The 20,045-nt window shown below is 37.0% G+C and carries 22 protein-coding genes; 10 read left to right on the top strand and 12 right to left on the bottom strand.

Translation table 11 applies throughout. The annotated features are described in order from the left end of the window. Positions 1-4: 4 nt before the first annotated feature. Together DDY94_RS13155 and DDY94_RS13150 are read right to left on the bottom strand one after the other, a co-directional pair. The gene (locus DDY94_RS13155; protein WP_111684740.1) at positions 5-1,255 is read right to left on the bottom strand and encodes an aspartate kinase; all 1,251 of its coding nucleotides are present in this window, start codon (positions 1,253-1,255) and stop codon (positions 5-7) included. Next, a complete protein-coding gene (locus DDY94_RS13150) occupies positions 1,255-1,731 on the bottom strand; it encodes a GNAT family N-acetyltransferase (protein WP_111684738.1) in 477 nt (158 codons plus the stop codon). Before DDY94_RS13150 ends, DDY94_RS13155 begins: the two co-directional genes overlap by 1 nt. A gap of 130 nt (positions 1,732-1,861) precedes the next feature. On the opposite strand from DDY94_RS13150, the gene fbp reads away from it, so the two are divergent. Continuing rightward, entirely contained in the window at positions 1,862-2,869 is a 1,008-nt protein-coding gene (gene fbp, locus DDY94_RS13145; protein ID WP_111684736.1) for a class 1 fructose-bisphosphatase, read from the top strand. Positions 2,870-2,916: 47 nt separating this feature from the next. On the opposite strand, the gene DDY94_RS13140 is transcribed toward fbp, so the two are convergent. After that, positions 2,917-3,348 carry a tellurite resistance TerB family protein gene (locus tag DDY94_RS13140; protein WP_111684734.1) on the bottom strand — a complete coding sequence of 144 codons (432 nt, stop codon included), beginning with the start codon at positions 3,346-3,348 and terminating at the stop codon, positions 2,917-2,919. A 55-nt stretch (positions 3,349-3,403) separates the two neighbouring features. Beyond that, positions 3,404-3,844 (bottom strand): lipocalin family protein, encoded by a 441-nt coding sequence (locus DDY94_RS13135; protein ID WP_111684732.1) that lies wholly within the window; start codon positions 3,842-3,844, stop codon positions 3,404-3,406. Between the two features lie 150 nt (positions 3,845-3,994). On the opposite strand from DDY94_RS13135, the gene DDY94_RS13130 reads away from it, so the two are divergent. Then, entirely contained in the window at positions 3,995-4,762 is a 768-nt protein-coding gene (locus DDY94_RS13130) for an MBL fold metallo-hydrolase (RefSeq protein WP_111684730.1), read from the top strand. A gap of 4 nt (positions 4,763-4,766) precedes the next feature. Here the strand turns inward: DDY94_RS13130 and DDY94_RS13125 are convergent, their stop codons facing one another. Then, positions 4,767-5,126, bottom strand: coding sequence for a winged helix-turn-helix transcriptional regulator (locus DDY94_RS13125; RefSeq protein ID WP_111684728.1), 360 nt, complete (start codon positions 5,124-5,126; stop codon positions 4,767-4,769). A 98-nt stretch (positions 5,127-5,224) separates the two neighbouring features. Between DDY94_RS13125 and DDY94_RS13120 the strand changes: the two genes are divergently transcribed. The 6 genes from DDY94_RS13120 to DDY94_RS13095 all read left to right on the top strand — a co-directional run bounded on the left by DDY94_RS13120 (position 5,225) and on the right by DDY94_RS13095 (position 12,664). Beyond that, a complete protein-coding gene (locus tag DDY94_RS13120) occupies positions 5,225-5,818 on the top strand; it encodes an NAD(P)H-dependent oxidoreductase (protein ID WP_111684726.1) in 594 nt (197 codons plus the stop codon). A gap of 3 nt (positions 5,819-5,821) precedes the next feature. Next, entirely contained in the window at positions 5,822-6,358 is a 537-nt protein-coding gene (locus DDY94_RS13115; protein WP_111684725.1) for a peroxiredoxin-like family protein, read from the top strand. A gap of 64 nt (positions 6,359-6,422) precedes the next feature. Further along, positions 6,423-7,061 carry a transglutaminase-like domain-containing protein gene (locus DDY94_RS13110; RefSeq protein ID WP_111684723.1) on the top strand — a complete coding sequence of 213 codons (639 nt, stop codon included), beginning with the start codon at positions 6,423-6,425 and terminating at the stop codon, positions 7,059-7,061. Between the two features lie 69 nt (positions 7,062-7,130). Further along, a complete protein-coding gene (mfd, locus tag DDY94_RS13105; RefSeq protein WP_111684721.1) occupies positions 7,131-10,466 on the top strand; it encodes a transcription-repair coupling factor in 3,336 nt (1,111 codons plus the stop codon). Further along, on the top strand, positions 10,459-11,322 hold the full coding sequence (locus tag DDY94_RS13100) for a DMT family transporter (RefSeq protein ID WP_111684719.1): 864 nt from the start codon (positions 10,459-10,461) through the stop codon (positions 11,320-11,322). Before mfd ends, DDY94_RS13100 begins: the two co-directional genes overlap by 8 nt. A gap of 43 nt (positions 11,323-11,365) precedes the next feature. Beyond that, complete coding sequence (locus DDY94_RS13095; protein ID WP_111684717.1) at positions 11,366-12,664, top strand: TlpA family protein disulfide reductase; 1,299 nt, start codon at positions 11,366-11,368, stop codon at positions 12,662-12,664. Between the two features lie 68 nt (positions 12,665-12,732). Here the strand turns inward: DDY94_RS13095 and DDY94_RS13090 are convergent, their stop codons facing one another. Then, a complete protein-coding gene (locus DDY94_RS13090) occupies positions 12,733-13,680 on the bottom strand; it encodes a nicotinic acid mononucleotide adenyltransferase (RefSeq protein WP_111684715.1) in 948 nt (315 codons plus the stop codon). A 134-nt stretch (positions 13,681-13,814) separates the two neighbouring features. Here DDY94_RS13090 and DDY94_RS13085 point away from each other — a divergent pair, with 134 nt between their 5' ends. Next, on the top strand, positions 13,815-14,816 hold the full coding sequence (locus DDY94_RS13085; protein ID WP_111684713.1) for an NAD(P)H-dependent glycerol-3-phosphate dehydrogenase: 1,002 nt from the start codon (positions 13,815-13,817) through the stop codon (positions 14,814-14,816). Between the two features lie 25 nt (positions 14,817-14,841). On the opposite strand, the gene DDY94_RS13080 is transcribed toward DDY94_RS13085, so the two are convergent. From DDY94_RS13080 to DDY94_RS13070, 3 genes are read right to left on the bottom strand one after another with little or no spacing between them, the layout of a single operon-like run. After that, the gene (locus DDY94_RS13080; protein ID WP_111684711.1) at positions 14,842-15,237 is read right to left on the bottom strand and encodes a hypothetical protein; all 396 of its coding nucleotides are present in this window, start codon (positions 15,235-15,237) and stop codon (positions 14,842-14,844) included. Between the two features lie 56 nt (positions 15,238-15,293). Further along, on the bottom strand, positions 15,294-16,313 hold the full coding sequence (gene pheS, locus DDY94_RS13075; protein WP_111684709.1) for a phenylalanine--tRNA ligase subunit alpha: 1,020 nt from the start codon (positions 16,311-16,313) through the stop codon (positions 15,294-15,296). Positions 16,314-16,347: 34 nt separating this feature from the next. Next, entirely contained in the window at positions 16,348-16,704 is a 357-nt protein-coding gene (locus tag DDY94_RS13070) for a hypothetical protein (RefSeq protein WP_111684707.1), read from the bottom strand. A gap of 123 nt (positions 16,705-16,827) precedes the next feature. On the opposite strand from DDY94_RS13070, the gene DDY94_RS13065 reads away from it, so the two are divergent. After that, complete coding sequence (locus DDY94_RS13065; protein WP_111684705.1) at positions 16,828-17,346, top strand: CvpA family protein; 519 nt, start codon at positions 16,828-16,830, stop codon at positions 17,344-17,346. A gap of 43 nt (positions 17,347-17,389) precedes the next feature. Here the strand turns inward: DDY94_RS13065 and DDY94_RS13060 are convergent, their stop codons facing one another. From DDY94_RS13060 to DDY94_RS13050, 3 genes are all read right to left on the bottom strand, one after another. Next, positions 17,390-18,019 carry a carbonic anhydrase family protein gene (locus DDY94_RS13060; RefSeq protein ID WP_111684703.1) on the bottom strand — a complete coding sequence of 210 codons (630 nt, stop codon included), beginning with the start codon at positions 18,017-18,019 and terminating at the stop codon, positions 17,390-17,392. 34 nt (positions 18,020-18,053) lie between these two features. Next, positions 18,054-19,640 carry a SulP family inorganic anion transporter gene (locus tag DDY94_RS13055; protein WP_111684701.1) on the bottom strand — a complete coding sequence of 529 codons (1,587 nt, stop codon included), beginning with the start codon at positions 19,638-19,640 and terminating at the stop codon, positions 18,054-18,056. A gap of 84 nt (positions 19,641-19,724) precedes the next feature. Then, complete coding sequence (locus DDY94_RS13050; protein WP_232817871.1) at positions 19,725-20,018, bottom strand: hypothetical protein; 294 nt, start codon at positions 20,016-20,018, stop codon at positions 19,725-19,727. Between the last annotated feature and the right edge of the window lie 27 nt (positions 20,019-20,045).

The raw sequence follows: 20,045 nt of genomic DNA, 5'->3' as shown, positions 1-20,045 counted from the left end.
AATGTTATTTAGTTACGATTTGAACGGTTTCTTGTGTTAATTGCTTCAATAAGACGGTTTTATCTTTTTCGAGCTCCTTAATGGCCGCCTGATTGTAGTGCCTAATGGTATATAGACTCACATTATCGTGGCATGTTACATTAAACTTGGCTTTTAAATGCTGAAGCAATTTATTCCGATTGTCGTAAATATTGTCTATACACACCGAAAAACTAATGGCAGAATTCTGAATAACATCGACCTTCATTTTATATAGGTGCAAGAGGCTAAAGATTTCGCTTATATTTTCTTCTACGATGTACGAAAAATCGAGAGAGGACAAGGAAATTAGAATCTGGTTTTTCTTTACAATAAAGCAAGGGACTTCTGGTTCTATAGCTTTCCCTTTACTCACGCAGGTACCGCTGGCCTTGGGATTTAAAAACGACTTTACAAATAGTGGTATTTCCTTTTGTTGTAACGGTTGAAGGGTTTTCGGGTGGATCACGGAAGCTCCGTAAAACGCCAACTCTATTGCCTCTCTGTACGAAATTTGGTGCAGTAGCTGGGCATTTTCAAAATAGCGCGGATCGGCATTAAGTACACCTGGAACGTCTTTCCAAATGGTTACACTTTCGGCATTGATGCAATAGGCAAATATGGCCGCTGTATAATCACTACCTTCTCTACCGAGTGTTGTTGTAAAATTATTGGCATCACTACCTAAAAAACCTTGAGTTATATTAAGTACAGCCTTATTTAATTTTGAAGAAATATTCTCTTGAGTCTGTTCCCAATTGACGTTGGCCCGTCTGTAATAATTATCTGTTTTGATATACTCACGGACATCTAACCAATTATTTTTAAGTCCGATTTCATTGAGATAATGACTGATAATTGTGGTTGATATTAATTCACCAAAACCAATAGTTTGATCATAGACATAGTTGTAGTCTGGCGATTTATTACTCTTAAAAAACTGAGCTAACTCGTCAAACAGTGCCTTCACTGCAGCAAAAACCTGATGTCTTTCGTTATCGAACAGATCGAGAAGAATTTCATTGTGATATTTTATGACTTCGTGAATAGAGCTTTGCAATTCGCCCTTATTTTCAAAGTAATTCTTAATCACTACTTCCATGGCATTGGTTGTTTTTCCCATTGCAGAAACCACTACCAATGTATTGTCATAGCCTGTTGTTTTTAAAACAGAGGCTAAATTTTTTACACCTTTTGCATCCTTTACCGAAGCACCACCAAATTTATAAACACGCATTAGATCTCCTTTAGATAATTGTCAATTTCTTTTTCATTTAACTGAACCACATCCCAATCTCGCATCACTTTTGCGCCTTTGTTTTCATAAAACTTAATAGCTGGTTCATTCCAATCCAGAACTTCCCAACTGATGCGTTTTACACCTAGAGATTTACCGTATTTCACAACTTCATCTAACAACATAGTGCCAATGTTCTTACCTCTTTGCGATTGGCTAACAATAAGATCTTCGAGGTGTAAGGCTTCTCCCTTCCAAGTTGAATATCTCATGTAAACCAAAGCCATACCTTCGACCTTGTTATCTACTTCAACAACAAAGCAGGTAAACTTCGGATGTTCTCCAAAACCATCCGATTCTAACATCTCTAATGTCACCTCAACGGCATCGGGTTCTTTTTCGAAGACAGCCAATTCATTGATGAGTTCTAGAACTCTAGGCATGTCGTCTTTTGTGGCAAGTCTTGGTTGGTTCATTTTTCTTTTTTTAAAAAAGAACTCAAATATAATTCAAACTGACTTTAGATAACAATTTATTTAAACTACGAAAACGTTATAGTTTGTTAAAAAATGCGATATTTGTGCCAAATAATCAATACAGCAGTTCATGTCTCAACGCAATCAAACTCTCGGTGAGTTTATTATTGAAAACCAAGCTTCTTTCAAATATACTTCTGGCGAACTTTCAAGACTTATAAATTCTATTCGATTAGCCGCAAAGGTTGTTAATCACGAAGTAAACAAAGCAGGTTTAGTAGATATTCTTGGTGCTGCTGGCGACACCAATATTCAAGGTGAGGATCAGCAAAAACTCGATGTCTATGCCAATGAGAAATTTATTCAAACAATGACGAATAGAAACATTGTTTGCGGAATTGCTAGTGAGGAGGAAGATGATTTTATCACCATTAATAGTCAGGATGAAAATCACCAAAACAAATATGTGGTATTAATTGATCCACTCGATGGATCTTCTAATATCGACGTAAATGTTTCCGTTGGAACTATCTTTTCAGTATTTCGAAGAGTTACACCTGTGGGTTCACCTGTACAAATGGAAGATTTTCTTCAAAAAGGTATTAATCAGGTTGCTGCTGGGTATATTATTTATGGTACCTCAACCATGTTGGTTTATACCACTGGTGATGGTGTAAATGGTTTCACTTTAAATCCGGCTATAGGATCGTATTACTTATCTCATCCTAATATGCAATTCCCTGAAGATGGGCGTATATATTCGGTTAATGAGGGGAACTATATTCACTTTCCTCAAGGCATCAAGGATTATATAAAGTATTGCCAAAAAGAGGAAGGAGACCGACCGTATACTTCAAGATATATTGGATCTTTAGTTTCAGATTTCCATAGAAATATGATTAAAGGTGGCATCTACATGTATCCTAAAAGTTCGAAAGCAAGTAATGGAAAATTAAGGTTGCTTTACGAATGTAATCCTATGGCATTTTTGGCTGAGCAAGCCAATGGAAAAGCGAGTGATGGATTTAATCGAATCCTAGAGATTGAACCTACTGAACTACATCAGCGCGTACCTTTTATTTGCGGAAGTAAAAATATGGTTGAAAAGGCAGAAGAATTTATGCGTAATTCGCAATAAAAAAGTGAACATTTCTGTTCACTTTTCTCTTAGATTTTTGTTGCTCCTTATTGGTTCATTTTTTTCATCTTCTCGGTAAATTCGTAAAGATCTACCTCATAATAAACCAGACTTAACGCTTTATCAGCAATGTACTTCACATTCTCAGGGTTAAAGCCAAGACCAACACATAATTTTTCTAAAAGTGCTACTTGATTTTCACCTTCAATATGATCTGCCCAAACCATTCGTGCTAGGTCGTACAAGCGCTCTAAACGCTTATCGTACGAATGCGGTGCATTGACAGGGTGGCTTTTGTAATCTTTCAAGATAGCCTTGTAATCGTGTTCTGTTATATCTAATCGAACGGCTAAACGATCTAAAAACGCTCTTTCAGCATCATTAATAATTCCATCGCTCATGGCTACTCTAACAATAGCTGCAAAATGGTCTTCATTTCGTTTTTTAAATCCACTTTCGAATAAATCTGAAATTGACATATGTTATATTTTTATCTAGGTGCAAATATAGTCTAAACCTAAAATAAAAATGCCGTCATTCTTCTATTTTTTCGCAGGTAAATAATCGAACATTATCTGGGAAGCCTTCTGTTAAAATTCGCTCCTCATATATGAAGGTATCTTCATTTAATGTTTGAATAATATATTCAAAATTCACATCACCCATTGCTGAGTTTAATAATACTCTATTGCCAGTAACTTCGTATAGGCCTGTTCCGCCTAATCCTCCACAAATTCCCATACCACCTCGGCCTGAACCGTAAGTGCCATCATTGTTATACGTAAATCGCCAGTCTAGAACACAAGGCCCTTCTTCAGGTGCGCCATTCAATAAAACCGACGTAGGTTGCCAGCTACCTAAAATAAGTTCGGCGAAATTATCGGTATTTTGGTCGTCATCACTATCGTCGCTATTGCTGCAATTTGATAGACCGATTACAACAAACAATAGAAGGATAAATTTTAATCTTTTCATGTCAAAAATATTTTAGCTTCTACAATGCAATCGTTGAAGTTTAAAAATGTCATCGATTAGATAGTAAATAATTATAGTTTTAATAATTGAAAGGTTTAAAATTATTTCACTCCAAATTGTAACTTAGTAGTCATCTTTTATTTGTTCTTCATGAAAATTCATCATATCCGAAATGCTACCATGATCATTGAAACTGGCGATCATGTTATTCTCGTTGATCCTATGTTAGGTAAGAAAGGAACCGCTGCGCCACCATTTACCATTTTTAGGTTTAAACCTAAGCGAAATCCTATTGTTGACTTGCCCGATAATTGTCAACCACTTTTAGATAAAGTGACCCATTGTTTGATCACTCATAAACATCCCGATCATATTGATAACGCTGCTGAAGAATTTCTGAAGGCAAAACATATTCCTGTTACCTGTAGTCGTTTAGATGAAGCGCTTTTCAAACAAAAAGGATTAAATGTGGTTCAAACACTTGACTATTGGACACCTGAAGTTTTTTTAGGTGGAAAAATTGAAGGTATCCCAGCCAGACATGGTTATGGTTATGTAGCAAAACCCATGGGTAATGTGATGGGATTTTACCTAGAATTTCCAAAGGAACCAAGTGTATACTTAAGTAGTGACACCATATATACTACTGATGTTGAAAAGGTTTTAAAAGAATACAAACCTGATATCTCAGTGGTAGCCTCAGGAACTGCACAACTCGATTTCTTTCAGCCATTATTAATGCGTGTAGATGACATTATAAGATTTACAAAAACAGCTCCTGGAAAAGTTATTGCTAATCATTTAGAAGCGGTTAATCATTGTCCGACCAAACGTTCAGATCTTAAAGTGCGTTTTGAACAAGAAGGCCTTTCGGAGAAGACACTTATTCCTGAAGATGGTGAGTCAATGACGTTTTGAAATTCTAAAGGGTTACAATTCTGCAGGCTTCAAATTCAATCGATTTAAAGTTGTCCTCAGTCCACATACTGAGTTGCTTTAATACAGGCAGTAGTCCTTTTCCTCGTTCAGATAAAGAATATTCTACTCGCGGTGGTGTTTCTGCAAAACGCTGACGAATAATTATCCCATCCTCCTCCAATTCTCTTAGCTGCTGCGTGAGTACTTTTTTTGAAATATTTGGAATAAATATCAATAATTTCCCAAAGCGCAAAGCACCATTGGCCAATAGATAAATAATGATGGGTTTCCATTTACCACCAATCATATTCATGGCATGAACAAGTGTACAGCTATTCGGATTTTCAATGACTTTACGAGGCATAGTTACCAATTAGTTACCACAAATTTAGTGAAAATTTTATTATTAGTATCTAAAATAAACTATTAATAGTAACTTTGTGATACAATTAAAACAATTCAATGAAAAATATATTTTTAATTAACGGTCATGAACCTTATGAATTCTCAAAAGGTAAGCTAAATAGTAGTTTGGTGAATCGCCTAAAAAGCCTACTTCAGGATAAAGATTTTGAAATAAAAACCACTACCATGCAAGACGAATACAATATTGATGAGGAGATTGCCAAACACCAATGGGCAGATCTTATTGTAGTTCAAATGCCAGTAAACTGGATGGCGACGCCTTGGAGCTTTAAAAAGTATCAAGATTATGTGTACAGTTTTGGCATGGACGGTCGCTTATGCGATGGCGATGGTCGTACCCGTAAAGATAATTCTAAACAATACGGCACAGGCGGTACCCTTGTTGGGAAGAAATATATGTTGTCCCTAACTTTTAATGCTCCAAAAGCCGCCTTTAATGATAACGACCAATGGTTCTTTGAAGGTAAAAGTGTAGATGATCTCTTCTGGCCTACTCACTTGAATTTTAAATTCTTCGGAATGAAGGCACTACCAACCTTCGTTTGTTATGACGTCCTAAAAAATCCAGATATAGAAAATGATTTTATACGCTTTGATCAACATATCAAAGATTATATTTTAAACGCTTAAGCTATGACAACACAACAGAAAATCACACCACAAACCCTGGCGCCTGAGCTTACTGTAAAGCTATTAGGAGAAGACACTTGGAATCTCAAAGATCAAAATCCACAAAACTTCAGCATGTTGGTTTTTTACAGAGGCTTGCATTGTCCTGTCTGCGAAAATTATCTCAAAACACTTGATGGCCTCTTGGATACCTATGCAGAAAAAGGCGTTGATGTTATTGCCATAAGCATGGATAGTGAAGCAAGAGCAAGAAAATCAAGAATGAAATGGGAATTATCTGATCGTTTGATGATTGGATATGGCCTAGAGGCTTCAACAGCTAACACTTGGGGTTTATATCTCAGTAAGGCCATTAAAGACTACGAACCAGATGTATTTAACGAACCAGGATTATTCTTAATTAAACCAGATAATACCATATATTTCGTAACCTTAAATTCAACTCCTTGGGGAAGACCACATTTAGCATCCTTTGTTAAAGTAATAGATTTTATTAACTCTAGTGGGTATCCTGCGAGAGGAGAAATAAAAACCTTGTAGATTTAACACAAATTCGATCTAATTTTAGACTCCGTTTTTATACTTAAATAAGTAACTTGTGGGCATGACTTCAACCTATCTTCAAGACTCTTTTTATTTCGATTATAACAGTCCGGAAATTCAAGATCTCATTGCTGAATTTCGAGATCTGTCTTCAGAAAAAGAAAAAATAGAAAAGCTATATCTTAAGGTACGAGATGGTTGGCGTTATAACGCCTACAATATTGGACTCACTGAAGCGCACTATAAGGCAAGTACAATAATTTCAAAAACTGAAGCGCATTGCATAGACAAGGCAATTCTGTACATCGCAGGACTTCGAGCGCTCCATATTCCTGCCAGATTGCGCCTGGCTAAAGTCTCTAATCACATTGCTGCTGAACGCCTTGAGGCCAAATTAGGTACTAATGAACTCGCACCTCACGGCCTAGTAGACGTGTTTTATAACGGTGCCTGGAAAAAATGTTCACCTGCCTTCAATAAATCGCTTTGCGACATGTACAATGTAGAGGTTCTAGATTTTGACGGCACTGAAGATTCAATTCTGCAAGAATTCAATAGAGATGATCATAAGTTCATGACCTATTTGGATGATTACGGTCATTTCGAAGACGTTCCGCTTAATTATATCAAACAGATCTTCAAGGATCATTATCCTGAGCTTTATGAAACCTATAAAGAAGCGAAGGATATTAAATTTTGATCGGCTCAATTCGGCATTATCACCTAAAACATATTATCTTTGCCAACTTATTACTAATGGTGTAAGCTAGTGAGCAAAACCCATATCTCGCAGACCTTTTTACGGACTTTGCAACTGCAAAATCTGCAGACGTCTATTGCCCATTCTGAAAGTAAAACACATCTCAAAGGTCTTGTTGGCTCGTCACTTTCTTTTGTTATTTCTGAAGTATTTAAGACTTCTGAAAAGCCTTTTCTTCTGGTATTTGACGATAAGGAAGAAGCTGCCTATTATTTGAATGATCTCGAACAGCTCATAAATGATAAAGATGTTTTATTCTATCCGGGAAGCTACAGAAGACCCTATCAGATCGAGGAAACGAACAACGCAAATGTATTACTCAGAGCTGAAGTTTTAAACCGAATTAATTCGCGTAAAAAACCTGCTATTATTGTTACCTATACTGATGCACTCTTTGAAAAGGTAGTTACTAAGAGAGAATTAGAGCGCAATACCTTGAAAATATCTGTAGGTAACGAATTGAGTATTGATTTTGTAAACGAGGTGCTGTTTGAATACAAATTCAAACGTGTGGATTTTGTTACCGAACCTGGTGATTTTTCGGTTCGTGGGGGAATTTTAGATGTGTTCTCTTTTTCGCATGATGAGCCGTATCGTATAGAATTTTTTGGCGATGAAGTAGACAGTATTAGAACCTTCGACGTCGAGACACAATTATCTACTGAACGCATAAAGAAGGTAAGCATCATCCCAAACGTAGCGAATAAGACAATTGCTGAGAAGCGAGAGAGTTTTCTGAAATACATCTCTAATAAAACGGTTGTCTTTGCCAAAAATCCGTCCTTCATTTTTTCACGAATTGATGAGTTCTTCGGAAAGGCAGAAGAGGCCTTCAAACATTTGTCTTCAGACATAAAACATGCAGAACCTGAAGCGTTGTTTTGCAATTCAGAATTACTTAAACGTCAGTTTTTAGAATACAGTTTGGTGGAATTTGGAACGAATGCCATTTTCAGTAATAACGCCATTTCATTTAACACCAAACCTCAGCCGTCGTTCAATAAGCAATTCAATCTTCTCATCGAAGACCTCAATGAGAACCACGATAATGGCATTACCAATTATATTGCTTGTGTTAGCGAGCAGCAGGCTAAGCGTTTTCATGACATCTTTGATGACCACGAAACCAATGTGCATTACAAAACCATTGTTCTGTCATTATATCAAGGGTTTATAGATACCGAACACCAAATTGCTGTTTATACAGACCATCAAATATTTGATCGTTATCATAAATTCCATCTGAAAAATGGCTACGCAAAAAAGCAAGCCATTACCCTTAAAGAATTAACCAATCTCGAAATTGGAGATTACGTAACTCATATTGATCATGGTATTGGTAAATTCGGTGGATTACAAAAAATAAATGTTGAAGGCAAGAAGCAAGAGGCCATAAAATTAGTTTATGGTGAGCGCGATGTGCTCTACCTCAGCATTCACTCTTTGCACAAGATCACTAAGTTTAATGGTAAAGACGGAAAGCCTCCTAAGATTTACAAACTAGGCAGTAAAGCTTGGAAAAACCTTAAGCAAAAAACAAAATCGCGTGTTAAGGAAATTGCTTTCAACCTTATTAAACTATATGCCAAACGTAAGCTGAAAAAAGGCTACCAATATGCGCCAGACAGTTACATGCAACACGAGCTTGAAGCATCGTTTGTCTATGAAGACACCCCCGATCAAACCAGTTCTACTGCCGATATAAAAGCCGATATGGAAAGTGAGCGCCCGATGGATCGTTTGGTATGTGGTGACGTTGGCTTCGGAAAGACAGAAGTCGCAATTAGAGCGGCTTTCAAAGCTGTAGATAATGGTAAACAGGTAGCTGTTTTAGTGCCTACAACGATTTTGGCCTATCAACATTTCAGAACGTTTACAAAACGACTGAAAGACTTTCCAGTTACTGTAGACTATGTGAATCGCTTTAGAACTGCTAAAGAGAAACGGCTAACCCTAGAAGGTCTTGAAAAAGGTGAGATCGATATTATTATCGGCACACATCAGCTGGCCAATAAGAATGTGAAGTTTAAAGATCTTGGACTACTAATTGTAGATGAGGAACAGAAATTTGGCGTTGCCGTTAAAGAAAAATTAAAGACCATCAAGGAGAATGTTGATGTATTAACATTAACTGCCACACCTATTCCGAGAACCCTTCAATTTAGTTTAATGGCAGCAAGGGATCTTTCGGTAATAAATACGCCGCCACCAAACCGCTACCCTATTGAGAGTCGTGTTATTCGATTTAATGAAGCTACTATTCGCGATGCAATTAGTTATGAAATTCAGCGTGGAGGTCAGGTGTTTTTTGTTCACAACCGGATTGAAAATATCAAGGAAGTCGCAGGCATGATCCAGCGCTTAGTACCAGACGCAAAAATTGCGGTTGGCCATGGACAACTCGATGGTAAAAAACTAGAACAGCTCATGTTGGCCTTTATGAATGCCGAGTTTGATGTTTTAGTGAGCACCACAATTATTGAAAGTGGATTAGATGTCCCTAATGCCAATACCATCTTTATCAATAATGCCAACAATTTTGGTCTGAGTGATCTGCATCAAATGCGTGGTCGTGTAGGTCGAAGTAATAAGAAGGCCTTCTGCTTTTTCATAACTCCGGAATACTCTGCAATGACCACGGATGCAAGAAAGCGTATTCAGGCGCTAGAGCAATTTACCGAACTAGGAAGTGGCTTCAATATTGCCATGAAAGATCTTGAAATTCGTGGTGCGGGTGACCTCCTCGGAGGTGAACAAAGCGGATTTATCAATGACATTGGTTTCGATACCTATCAGAAGATACTAAACGAAGCCATCGAGGAACTCAAAGAATCTGAATTTGCAGATTTATATAAGGATGATGGTAAACCTAAGCAATTCGTTAAAGACATTACCATTGACACAGATTTTGAATTGTTATTCCCTGATGATTATGTAAATAACATCACAGAACGACTCAATCTATATACCAAGCTTAATGGTCTTAAGACCGAAGAAGAACTCGAGCAGTTTGAAGCTGAGATCATTGATCGCTTTGGGGAATTACCAACACAAGTTATTGACCTTTTTGATAGCGTACGTTTGAAATGGATTGCGGTAAAAATGGGACTCGAAAAGATCATTATGAAACAAGGTAAACTGATTGGTTATTTCATTCAAGATCAGCAGAGCAAATTTTATCAAAGTGATTCGTTTACCAGAGTGTTGCAATTTGTGCAACAACATCCAAGGGCTTGTAAAATGAAAGAAAAACAAACCAGAAACGGATTGCGTTTACTGATTACCTTCCCACAAATAAAATCTACAAAAGATGCCCTAGCGGCACTTTCAAAAATAAATGAGTGATAAAAATCATTTAAACCATTTGCTTTGGCTTACCGTGGGTACGATTTTTATAAGTACCTCTGGAGCTTTAGGGAAATACATCAGTATGCCAACGCCAGTTATTATTTGGTGGCGCTCAGTCTTGGCGGCTGTGTTCTTGCTTATTTTTTGTTTATACAAAGGCATCAATCTTAAAATCGACAATCGAAAAGATCGCTGGACCTTCATTTTAGCATCTGTCTTTATGGGTGCACATTGGATTACTTATTTCTATGCCCTCAAATTATCTAATGTGGCCATAGGGATGTTGTCTTTGTTCACCTTTCCGGTAATTACAGCGTTTTTAGAACCGCTATTTACTAAGGTGAAATTTGACGCCATACACATTCTTTTAGGACTATTAGTGTTAGTTGGCATTTATATTTTGGCCCCTGAATTCGACTTAAAAAGTAGTCAGTTGCAGGGGATTCTATTAGGATTATTATCGGCACTTTGCTATTCGCTCCGCATATTAATATTGAAAGGCCATGTCGTAAAATATAACGGGACCATGTTAATGTTTTATCAGGTTGCCGTTTTGGCGGTGCTATTGATTCCTTTTATTTTCATTATGGGGACTTCAAACATAAGCACTCAATATCCTTATGTAATTCTGCTAGCATTGTTAACCACAGCTATTGGGCATACGCTATTTGTGAATAGCTTGAAATATTTCAAGGCCAGTACAGCAAGTATTATAGGTAGTAGCCAGCCGATCTTCGGAATTATAATTGCCTATTTTTTCTTGAATGAAATCCCAACAATACATACATTTGTTGGTGGTGGTTTAATTTTACTGACCGTGGTCATTGAAAGTATTCGATCTAAATTTAAATAATGGCGTAATTATTGAGGCCATAATTTTGCTAATCTTATAATTAATGAGACAACTATTTCTTCTGATTTTTATTTTACCGTTTATGGTCAATGCCCAAAGTGTAAAAGGGACATTTTCACTAGACGACGGCTATACACACGCATTTTTGTATCAATCAACACCTCAAGGTGCCAATTACATAAACTATGGTAAATTGGATGATTCTGGCAAAGTTGAAATTCCGATCGATTCGGCTGCTGCGCCTGGCATTTATAAAATAATCTACGCCATTCCTCCTGAGGAAAATCATTTCGATTTTATTTACGATGGTAAAGAGTCTGTAGCATTCAATTTCAGTGCAGAAAAAGGTGTGGAATTTACCGAGTCTGAAGAAAATAAACTTTGGAATTCTTATCTCCATAGCATGGATATGGTTAATCAGACGATTGGTAACTACTATGCTAAAGATGGTAAAAATAAAGACGGTTTTCAATCTGTATTCAAGGTTCTCGAAGAACGCCAAGCCGCCTATGAAGCGTCTTCTGAAGGGAAATTAGTTTCAGCATTTATTAAAGCCAATAGGCCTTATATTCCTAAAGCCTATGAAGATGTAAAAACCTATACCGAAAATTTAAAGAAGCACTATTTCAGTCAGATCGATTTTAGTAATTATGTACTTCAGAGTTCTTCATTTTTAGTAGATCGTGTTTCGGCTTATGTATTTCAAATGGTTGAAAATCCAACCAATGAAACTTATAAATCACTGATTAATGACGTTGCGGCAGCCATTAAAAATGACGATACCATAAAGATATACTTACTCGAAGTTTTATGGCAACGATTCGTGACTATACAAAATCATGAAGTTGCTAATTTTATTTCAGACGAACATTTATTTGAGCTCGCTGAAAAGACCAACAACAAAGTGCTAGCAGAAATGCTAACGACCTTTAAGAATACTTCGATTGGGACTAAAGCCCCTAATTTTGAAATTTCCTCAACCGAAAATACAACGAGCTTGCACAACCTCGAAGGATCGGAATATTATCTTCTCGTTTTTTGGAGTAGCGGTTGCAGTCATTGTCTTAACGAACTACCTAAAGTAAAGGAAATGGTATCTGGTATGAATAACCTCAAAGTTGTAGCTTTTGGATTAGAGGACGAACCGACGCAATGGTCTGAAGAAATCAAAAAGTATCCCGATTTCATTCACAATCTTGGTTTGGGAAAATGGAATAACCCCGTTGTAAAAACCTACGGCGTTGCAGCTACACCGATGTATTTCTTATTAGATAGCTCTAAAACGATTATTGCTAAACCTTATGAGTATGCAGATCTCGAATCTGTTCTGAAAAGTTTATAAGAAAAACGCCCAGTCAACGAGTATCGACTGAGCGCTTTGAAACTAAATAACCAACCAAAAATTTAGTCTCATAGGTTTCTTTTATTCTCTCTAGGATTGTCCACCTTCGGCGCTTTTCGCTTACGCTTTTTTGGCGCATCCTTTTGTTCTGTAATCTTTCCTGACGTATCTGAAGTTCTGTAATATGCTATATAACCTCGACCTTCAAATTCGTAAACTGTACCTGAGTCGGCGTGGAATAATTCTATAGTTCCATCATCAATAACGCTGAGTTCGAAGAATTCATTGTCGAAGAAATCATAATCTAACGTTAAAGTTTTCAGATACATATTACCAGGAACATTTCCAACGCCATAGACTCCTGTGTAATCCCAAAAAATGTTATTCGGATTATTCACATTTATATCCTGAGAACTTCTGAACGTTGAGTCGTTTCCTCCCGATAAAAACTGTAAATAGTTTTCATTATCAAATTCATTCAGGGCACCAAAATCGCTCGTATACACTTTCTCCCAAGCCTCATATTCTTGTAAGAAATAATGAATGTTATCATAGAATACAAAATCGTAGTTGAAGGTTGATCTTTGATAACCATCAAGAAAATAAGAGGTATCATTAAATGGGTTGTATAATTCAATCGTATTATTATCAATTTGGTACACATCAAAACTATTAAACCCATCGATCACATGGTTTATATCCAGGATCATATCATAGGCGGCGTAGGTTCCTATTTGTACACCGTAGCCATTACCCTGACTTCCAATACCAACAAGGTTATTGTTTGCCAACAAACGGCCATTATCAAAAGTTAAGGTGAAGGCAATTTCCATAAATGGTGTCTCACCAAACCCTTGGGTAGCGTTAATATCAACATACCACAGATCATAAGATTGCAATAATTGATTCAATGTAATCGCTGGTCCGTTATCATTAATATTGATCTGCTCCGTGTAGCACGATGTAAGCAAGGTTGCACTGAGTGCAAATCCGAAAAGTAATTTTAATGTCTTCATAATTCAACGGTTTTAAGGGTTTATACTTTAAGAAATTCAAAACCTATGCCAAATTCAAAAAACGGCTCTCAACGCCTATAAACAGGGCATTTATATTTTATGTATTTTTGAAACTGAAAACCGAAACGTATTCTATGAGTGACTCCAAAAAGTATGCTGTGTTTGGCGCAGGAAGTTGGGCAACTGCCATTGTAAAAATGCTTTGCGAAAACTTAGATGAAGTCGGATGGTACATGCGCAGCGTTTACACCAAAGAACATTTATTAAAGGAACAACACAATCCAAGCTATTTAAGTTCTGTTGAATTTCATATTGAACAGCTCAAAATAAGTAACGATATCAACGAAATTGCCGAATGGGCAGACGTTCTCATTTTTGCAATTCCTTCTGCGTTTATGCAGTCTGAATTGAATAAATTAAGCATTGATATTGGCAATAAAATAGTAGTGTCTGCTGTGAAGGGTATTATACCAGAATCGGGTTTATTAGTAGGTGAGCACTTTCATGATATTTACCAAATTCCTTTCGAAAATATTGCGGTTATCGCAGGCCCTTGTCATGCCGAGGAAGTAGCCTTAGAACGCTTGTCGTATTTGACCATTTCATGCGCAGACCCAAATAATGCTAATGACATTGCCGATAAACTATCGAGTTCCTATATTAAGACTAAAATCAGTGATGACATCATTGGAGTGGAATATGCCGTGATGTTGAAAAACATTTACGCCATTGCCGCAGGAATTGCACATGGATTAGGTTATGGAGACAATTTTCAAAGTGTTTTGATGAGTAATGCCATCCGAGAAATGAAGCGTTTTATCAAAAAAATGCACAAAATGAAACGTAACATAAATAACTCGGCTTATTTGGGGGATTTACTAGTTACGGGTTACTCTGTATTCTCAAGAAATAGGATGTTTGGGAATATGATTGGCAAAGGATACACCGTAAAATCGGCCCAGCTTGAGATGAATATGATTGCTGAGGGTTACTATGCTACTAAAAGTGCTAAACTTCTAAATGAAAAGAACCTAAAAAAAACCCGTTTACCAATTATAGATGCGGTCTACGCAATTCTTTATGAGAATAAAAATCCGAAGAAAGTCTTTAAAAAATTGACGGAGAAGTTGGATTAAAAAGCCATTTGCTATCAGCTAATAGTTACTTCACCAAGACACCCTTTAGCTGCATTAAAGGAATAGGCTGTAAAGCTCTGTCATTAATAGTGTTCTTTCTGAATAAATAGGTTTTATCGAACATCTGGTTGCCTTCAAAATAGGTAACCTTGAACGAATTATTCAGTGCTAAAACCTGCTCTTGCATATATTCGATCTTCGCATAAGAGCGCGCTGGCAATTTAGATATGGTATGACGCATTGGTGGCGTCATTTTGTCTTCGGAAGTGCCCTGAGATACTATTAGTACAGTGTCTAAATCTGCATCACTATTGTTTATGATATAGGCATTCCAGTCGAGGGTTTTGTACTCCAAATGTTCTTCCTGAACCACGGCTATATAAACGTCTTTAACTTCTGGGATGGAGATGTCTTTTTTCATGTCGATTTAGACAGATTGAACGTTTAAAAAACCATTCAATTAATTTGAAACGTCAATTATAATGCAGACTTAAATTGTTCTAAGAAACGTACATCGTTTTCACTCAATAAACGAATATCACTAATCTGATTGAGCAGCATTGCAATACGGTCTATACCCATTCCGAAGGCAAAACCGGTGTATTCTTTTGAATCGATTCCGCAGTTTTCTAAAACATTAGGATCTACCATACCACAACCCATAATTTCTAACCAACCTGTTCCTTTGGTAATTCTGTAGTCAGTTTCAGTTTCTAAGCCCCAATATACATCTACCTCAGCACTTGGTTCTGTAAAAGGGAAATACGACGGACGTAATCTAATCTTAGATTTCCCAAACATCTCTGTGGTAAAATATTGAAGTGTTTGTTTGAGGTCGGCAAAACTCACATCTTTATCAATATACAAACCTTCAACCTGATGGAAGAAGCAATGCGAACGCGCCGAAATTGCTTCATTTCTATACACACGTCCAGGTGATATTGTACGAATTGGCGGCTTATTGCTTTCCATATAGCGTACCTGAACCGAACTTGTATGCGTTCGTAATAAAATATCTGGATTGGTTTGAATAAAGAAGGTATCCTGCATGTCTCGCGCCGGATGATATTCTGGTAAATTCAACGCCGTGAAATTGTGCCAGTCATCTTCAATTTCCGGGCCTTCACTAACATTAAATCCGATACGTGAAAAGATATCAATAATCTGATTTTTTACAATTGAGATAGGATGACGTGCACCCAAAGCAATAGGTTCTCCAGGACGAGACAAATCTCCATAAATACCTTTCTCCTCATCCTTACTTTCTAGAGCTTCTTTTAGTGCATTAACCTTGTCTTCCGCCGTTTTCTTAAGTTGGTTGATGGTCTGCCCGAATTCCTTCTTTTGCTCGTTCGCCACATTTTTAAACTCAGCGAAATATTGCTTTAGTAATCCTTTAGACCCTAAATATTGTATACGGAACGCTTCAACCTCTTCCTTAGTTTCGGCAGTAAACGCTTCAGCTTCAGCAATTAATTCTTTTAACTTATCTATCATGTTTTCAATATTCAGGTGGCAAATTTAAAAAATCTCAGTCGATATATTCAATTTCTACGAAGTAGTTCACGATGGCCTCTTTCATAAGGACACTTTGTTCACCAGCTTTTAAAAAAGGGAGCTGCTCTTTTACCTTATAATGCGGCCATCCGTCGTCGTCAACATAATCGAATTCATAGAAGCCATAAGGTTCTAAAAGCTTGCAAATGGCAATATGCATCAAATCGAGCTTGTGATCCTTTTTATATTCACGATGAATTTGCCCAAGTTCTTGTACACCAATTAGGTAAATAATAGAATCTAGGTCTAGAGGATCGCCATCTGCAAATTGCTTAGATAGCTTCTCTACAACTAATTCCCATCGCTCTTTTAACTGTTCATCTCTTGCCATATTTTTCTTGAATATGCGCCGCTAATTCTTTCGAGGGTCAAAGTTAATAAACTAAATGTTCTCGATTTACGTTATAGACTTAAAATGACATAATTAATTACATTTGTCCAAACCACTATTTCTATGAGTATTATCGACATTGTACTGGCTGCCCTCATTCTATTTGGCTTTGTAAGAGGTCTTTTTAAAGGACTTTTCGTTGAAATTGCCTCGCTACTGGCCTTGGTACTTGGTATTTATGGGGCCATTCACTTTAGCTTTTATGCTGCCGAATTTTTAGACACGCGAGTGGACTGGACTGAAAAAACCATTAATATCGTAGCCTTTGCCATAACATTTATTCTTATTGTTTTGGCCATTAGTTTAGCTGGAAAGGCACTAACTAAACTGGCAGATTTTGCAGCCTTAGGCATGTTAAATAAACTTCTTGGAGGTGCTTTTGGTGCTCTTAAAATTGGATTAATCTTAAGTGTATTATTAATCGTTTTTAGTAAAATGAATAATACGCTTCCATTTATGGAGAAGGAAGATCTGGAGAAAAGTGCGCTTTATGAACCCGTGAAATCTTTAGCACCGATGATCTTTCCAACTTTGATAAAAAGTGGTGCTGAAGAAGAAACTACCACTGACGACGAAGCATAAAAAAAGTCGCTTTGCAGCGACTTCTTCTTTAAATAAATTTATTTTAAAGCATTTCTACTTTACCAGAATGGAGGCTATAAACGCCACCAACGATAGCGATCTCGCCATGCTCTTCCATTTCTGCTAGAATTGGGCTTTTCTCTCTAATGCGCTCAATGGTAAGACGAACGTTGTTCTCAACGGTTTTGGCAACGAATTCTTTATTTGAAGAATTTGTTTCACCATCAACCTCATCGGCAGACTTCTTTACTGCGGGTAAAATATTGCTTAGCATCGCTGTAATATTTCCGAGCTCCACACCATCACAGGCCGCTTTTACAGCGCCGCAACTTTCATGACCCAAAACCAAGATCAGCTTACTACCTGCTACGTTGCATGAATATTCTAAGCTTCCGAGAATGTCTGTATTTTCAAAATTACCGGCAACTCTGGCAACAAAAATGTCACCAATAGCCTGGTCTAAAACAGTCTCAACAGGCACGCGCGAATCGATACAAGACAACACCACAGCTTTTGGGTATTGCCCAGCTGTAGTTTGGTTTACTAAGGCTGCATTGTCTGCACCCTCAGGATTTCCATTTACAAATCTATCGTTTCCTTCAAGCAAATCTTTGAGAACACCCTGAGGTGTCATTTTGCTTTGTAAATCTTTTGTGATTGCTATATTTTTCATTAGTTATATTTTATGATTTTTTGAATGTTATTTTCTATAGTTTTTTAGCTTTAAAAAACGTCACAAAGCTATCTGGGTTTTCAACGATTCCGCGTTCAGAAAACAGTTTGATATTGATATTCCTTTCTTTGGCCTTAAAAGCAAAGTCTTCAAGAATTTCAATAATATCGTTATCTAAAAATCTGGTATTCCTAACGTCTAATTCTAAGGTTGAATCTGAAGGTACACGATCTAATTCTTTCAAAATTGCACCTTTATTGAAGAAGGTCACCTCTTCGGCAAGTGTCATTTTTATTTTGCCGTCATCGATATCTTCGCCTTCTTTATGTAAGAAATGTGAGTTTTTATAACTTCTGTAAAGTACAATGAAAATACCAACGGCCAAACCTAGACCAATTCCTTTAAGAAGGTCTAAGAATACAATTCCTAATACAGTAACAATAAACGGTACAAATTGCATCCAACCACCATTATACATGGCTTTAAAGGTCGATGGCTTAGCTAACTTATAACCCACAATAAATAACACAGCTGCCAAGACAGATAATGGGATATAGTTTAGTATTTGCGGAATAGTAACTACAGAGATCAATAGGAAAAATCCATGAATGATAGCACTCGCTTTAGTTTGTCCACCCGACTGAATATTCGCCGAACTACGCACAATTACCTGGGTAATCGGGAGTCCACCAATAAAACCAGAAACCATATTTCCTGTTCCCTGAGCTAATAATTCTCGGTTGGTTGGAGTTACGCGTTTGTGCGGATCTAGCTTGTCGGTTGCTTCAACACAAAGAAGTGTTTCTAAGGAAGCTACAAGTGCGATGGTGAAGCCAGTAACGATGACATCGCCTCGGGTTATTACTTCAAAATTTGGAAACGCTAACAGCGATGTTAGATCAGATAAACTCTCTGGTACCGGAACTGAAACCAAGTGTTCTGCACTTAGAGCCATTTCAGAATCTCTAGTCAAAAAGAAAAATATTATTCCGGCTACAACCGCAACAAGTGGTCCTTGTACAAGTTGAAAGATTCTGCCTTTATTACTTAATACATTGCTCCATAAAAGTAAAATTCCCATAGCTATTAAGGCAATTATTGTCGCACCCTTATCAAAGTTTCCACTCAATAATGCATTGAGGGTTTTAAGCAATTCGGTAAACGTGTTTTCTCCATCAATTTGAAGAAATGCAAAATCGCCTTCTGGGTTTTTATCAATTCCGAAGAAATAAGGAATTTGTTTCAGAATAATAATAATTCCGATACCTGTAAGCATTCCCTTGATCACTGAAGAAGGAAAGTAATATCCGATAATTCCTAGCCTAAGTAGGCCGAAAATAATTTGAATAGCACCACCTAATACTACAGCAACGAGGAAATTTTCCCAACCCCCAAGGGCTGTTATTGCCGTTAACACGATAGCGGCTAATCCGGCAGCTGGACCACTAACACCAATTTGTGATCCACTTAAAAAACCAACGATAATACCACCTATAATTCCGGCAATTAATCCAGAGAATAAAGGTGCGCCACTGGCTAAAGCAATACCTAAACAAAGTGGTAGGGCTACGAAGAATACAACTATACTAGCTGGTAAATCGCTTTTTAAATTTTTAAACATATTTTATATTGTTAGCACCTCAGAAAATCTAAGGTTTTGATTTAGTTAATGTAAAGTCTGATGATTTCTTTTGATTGATGGAGATTAAGCCAAGCGTTGTTCTGGAGGCGGAAATATTAGATTTAAATGTGGCTTAATGTATGTTTTAGATGTATAGTCTACATCTACTAGATTGAAATGTTCTATGGAGGTATCCTCTGCCTCTTCAGAAGTAAGTTCAATAAGAAGTTTCATGTCTTCCTTTTCTTCTTCTTCACCTAAACCCATAAGTATAGAGGTATCAATAGAGTTATCTAATGATATGATAATGGTCGGCGCACTATTAATTAACATGAAAAAGATCATGAAAAAAAGTGCTAGGTTTTTTTTCAAAGTCATAGGTTGTGCTATAAACAAATATAACAC

It is taken from the genome of Winogradskyella tangerina, assembly GCF_003260205.1.
Taxonomy (GTDB): Bacteria; Bacteroidota; Bacteroidia; order Flavobacteriales; family Flavobacteriaceae; genus Winogradskyella; species Winogradskyella tangerina.
This window is presented reverse-complemented; position numbering and strand designations above follow the sequence as displayed.

Excerpts from the sequence above, each read along its gene's own strand:
- DDY94_RS13155 (WP_111684740.1), bottom strand. The coding sequence starts at position 1,255 with ATGCGTGTTTATAAATTTGGTGGTGCTTCGGTAAAGGATGCAAAAGGT.
- DDY94_RS13150 (WP_111684738.1), bottom strand. The coding sequence starts at position 1,731 with ATGAACCAACCAAGACTTGCCACAAAAGACGACATGCCTAGAGTTCTA.
- fbp (WP_111684736.1), top strand. The coding sequence starts at position 1,862 with ATGTCTCAACGCAATCAAACTCTCGGTGAGTTTATTATTGAAAACCAA.
- DDY94_RS13140 (WP_111684734.1), bottom strand. The coding sequence starts at position 3,348 with ATGTCAATTTCAGATTTATTCGAAAGTGGATTTAAAAAACGAAATGAA.
- DDY94_RS13135 (WP_111684732.1), bottom strand. The coding sequence starts at position 3,844 with ATGAAAAGATTAAAATTTATCCTTCTATTGTTTGTTGTAATCGGTCTA.
- DDY94_RS13130 (WP_111684730.1), top strand. The coding sequence starts at position 3,995 with ATGAAAATTCATCATATCCGAAATGCTACCATGATCATTGAAACTGGC.
- DDY94_RS13125 (WP_111684728.1), bottom strand. The coding sequence starts at position 5,126 with ATGCCTCGTAAAGTCATTGAAAATCCGAATAGCTGTACACTTGTTCAT.
- DDY94_RS13120 (WP_111684726.1), top strand. The coding sequence starts at position 5,225 with ATGAAAAATATATTTTTAATTAACGGTCATGAACCTTATGAATTCTCA.
- DDY94_RS13115 (WP_111684725.1), top strand. The coding sequence starts at position 5,822 with ATGACAACACAACAGAAAATCACACCACAAACCCTGGCGCCTGAGCTT.
- DDY94_RS13110 (WP_111684723.1), top strand. The coding sequence starts at position 6,423 with ATGACTTCAACCTATCTTCAAGACTCTTTTTATTTCGATTATAACAGT.
- DDY94_RS13100 (WP_111684719.1), top strand. The coding sequence starts at position 10,459 with ATGAGTGATAAAAATCATTTAAACCATTTGCTTTGGCTTACCGTGGGT.
- DDY94_RS13095 (WP_111684717.1), top strand. The coding sequence starts at position 11,366 with ATGAGACAACTATTTCTTCTGATTTTTATTTTACCGTTTATGGTCAAT.
- DDY94_RS13090 (WP_111684715.1), bottom strand. The coding sequence starts at position 13,680 with ATGAAGACATTAAAATTACTTTTCGGATTTGCACTCAGTGCAACCTTG.
- DDY94_RS13085 (WP_111684713.1), top strand. The coding sequence starts at position 13,815 with ATGAGTGACTCCAAAAAGTATGCTGTGTTTGGCGCAGGAAGTTGGGCA.
- DDY94_RS13080 (WP_111684711.1), bottom strand. The coding sequence starts at position 15,237 with ATGAAAAAAGACATCTCCATCCCAGAAGTTAAAGACGTTTATATAGCC.
- pheS (WP_111684709.1), bottom strand. The coding sequence starts at position 16,313 with ATGATAGATAAGTTAAAAGAATTAATTGCTGAAGCTGAAGCGTTTACT.
- DDY94_RS13070 (WP_111684707.1), bottom strand. The coding sequence starts at position 16,704 with ATGGCAAGAGATGAACAGTTAAAAGAGCGATGGGAATTAGTTGTAGAG.
- DDY94_RS13065 (WP_111684705.1), top strand. The coding sequence starts at position 16,828 with ATGAGTATTATCGACATTGTACTGGCTGCCCTCATTCTATTTGGCTTT.
- DDY94_RS13060 (WP_111684703.1), bottom strand. The coding sequence starts at position 18,019 with ATGAAAAATATAGCAATCACAAAAGATTTACAAAGCAAAATGACACCT.
- DDY94_RS13055 (WP_111684701.1), bottom strand. The coding sequence starts at position 19,640 with ATGTTTAAAAATTTAAAAAGCGATTTACCAGCTAGTATAGTTGTATTC.
- DDY94_RS13050 (WP_232817871.1), bottom strand. The coding sequence starts at position 20,018 with ATGACTTTGAAAAAAAACCTAGCACTTTTTTTCATGATCTTTTTCATG.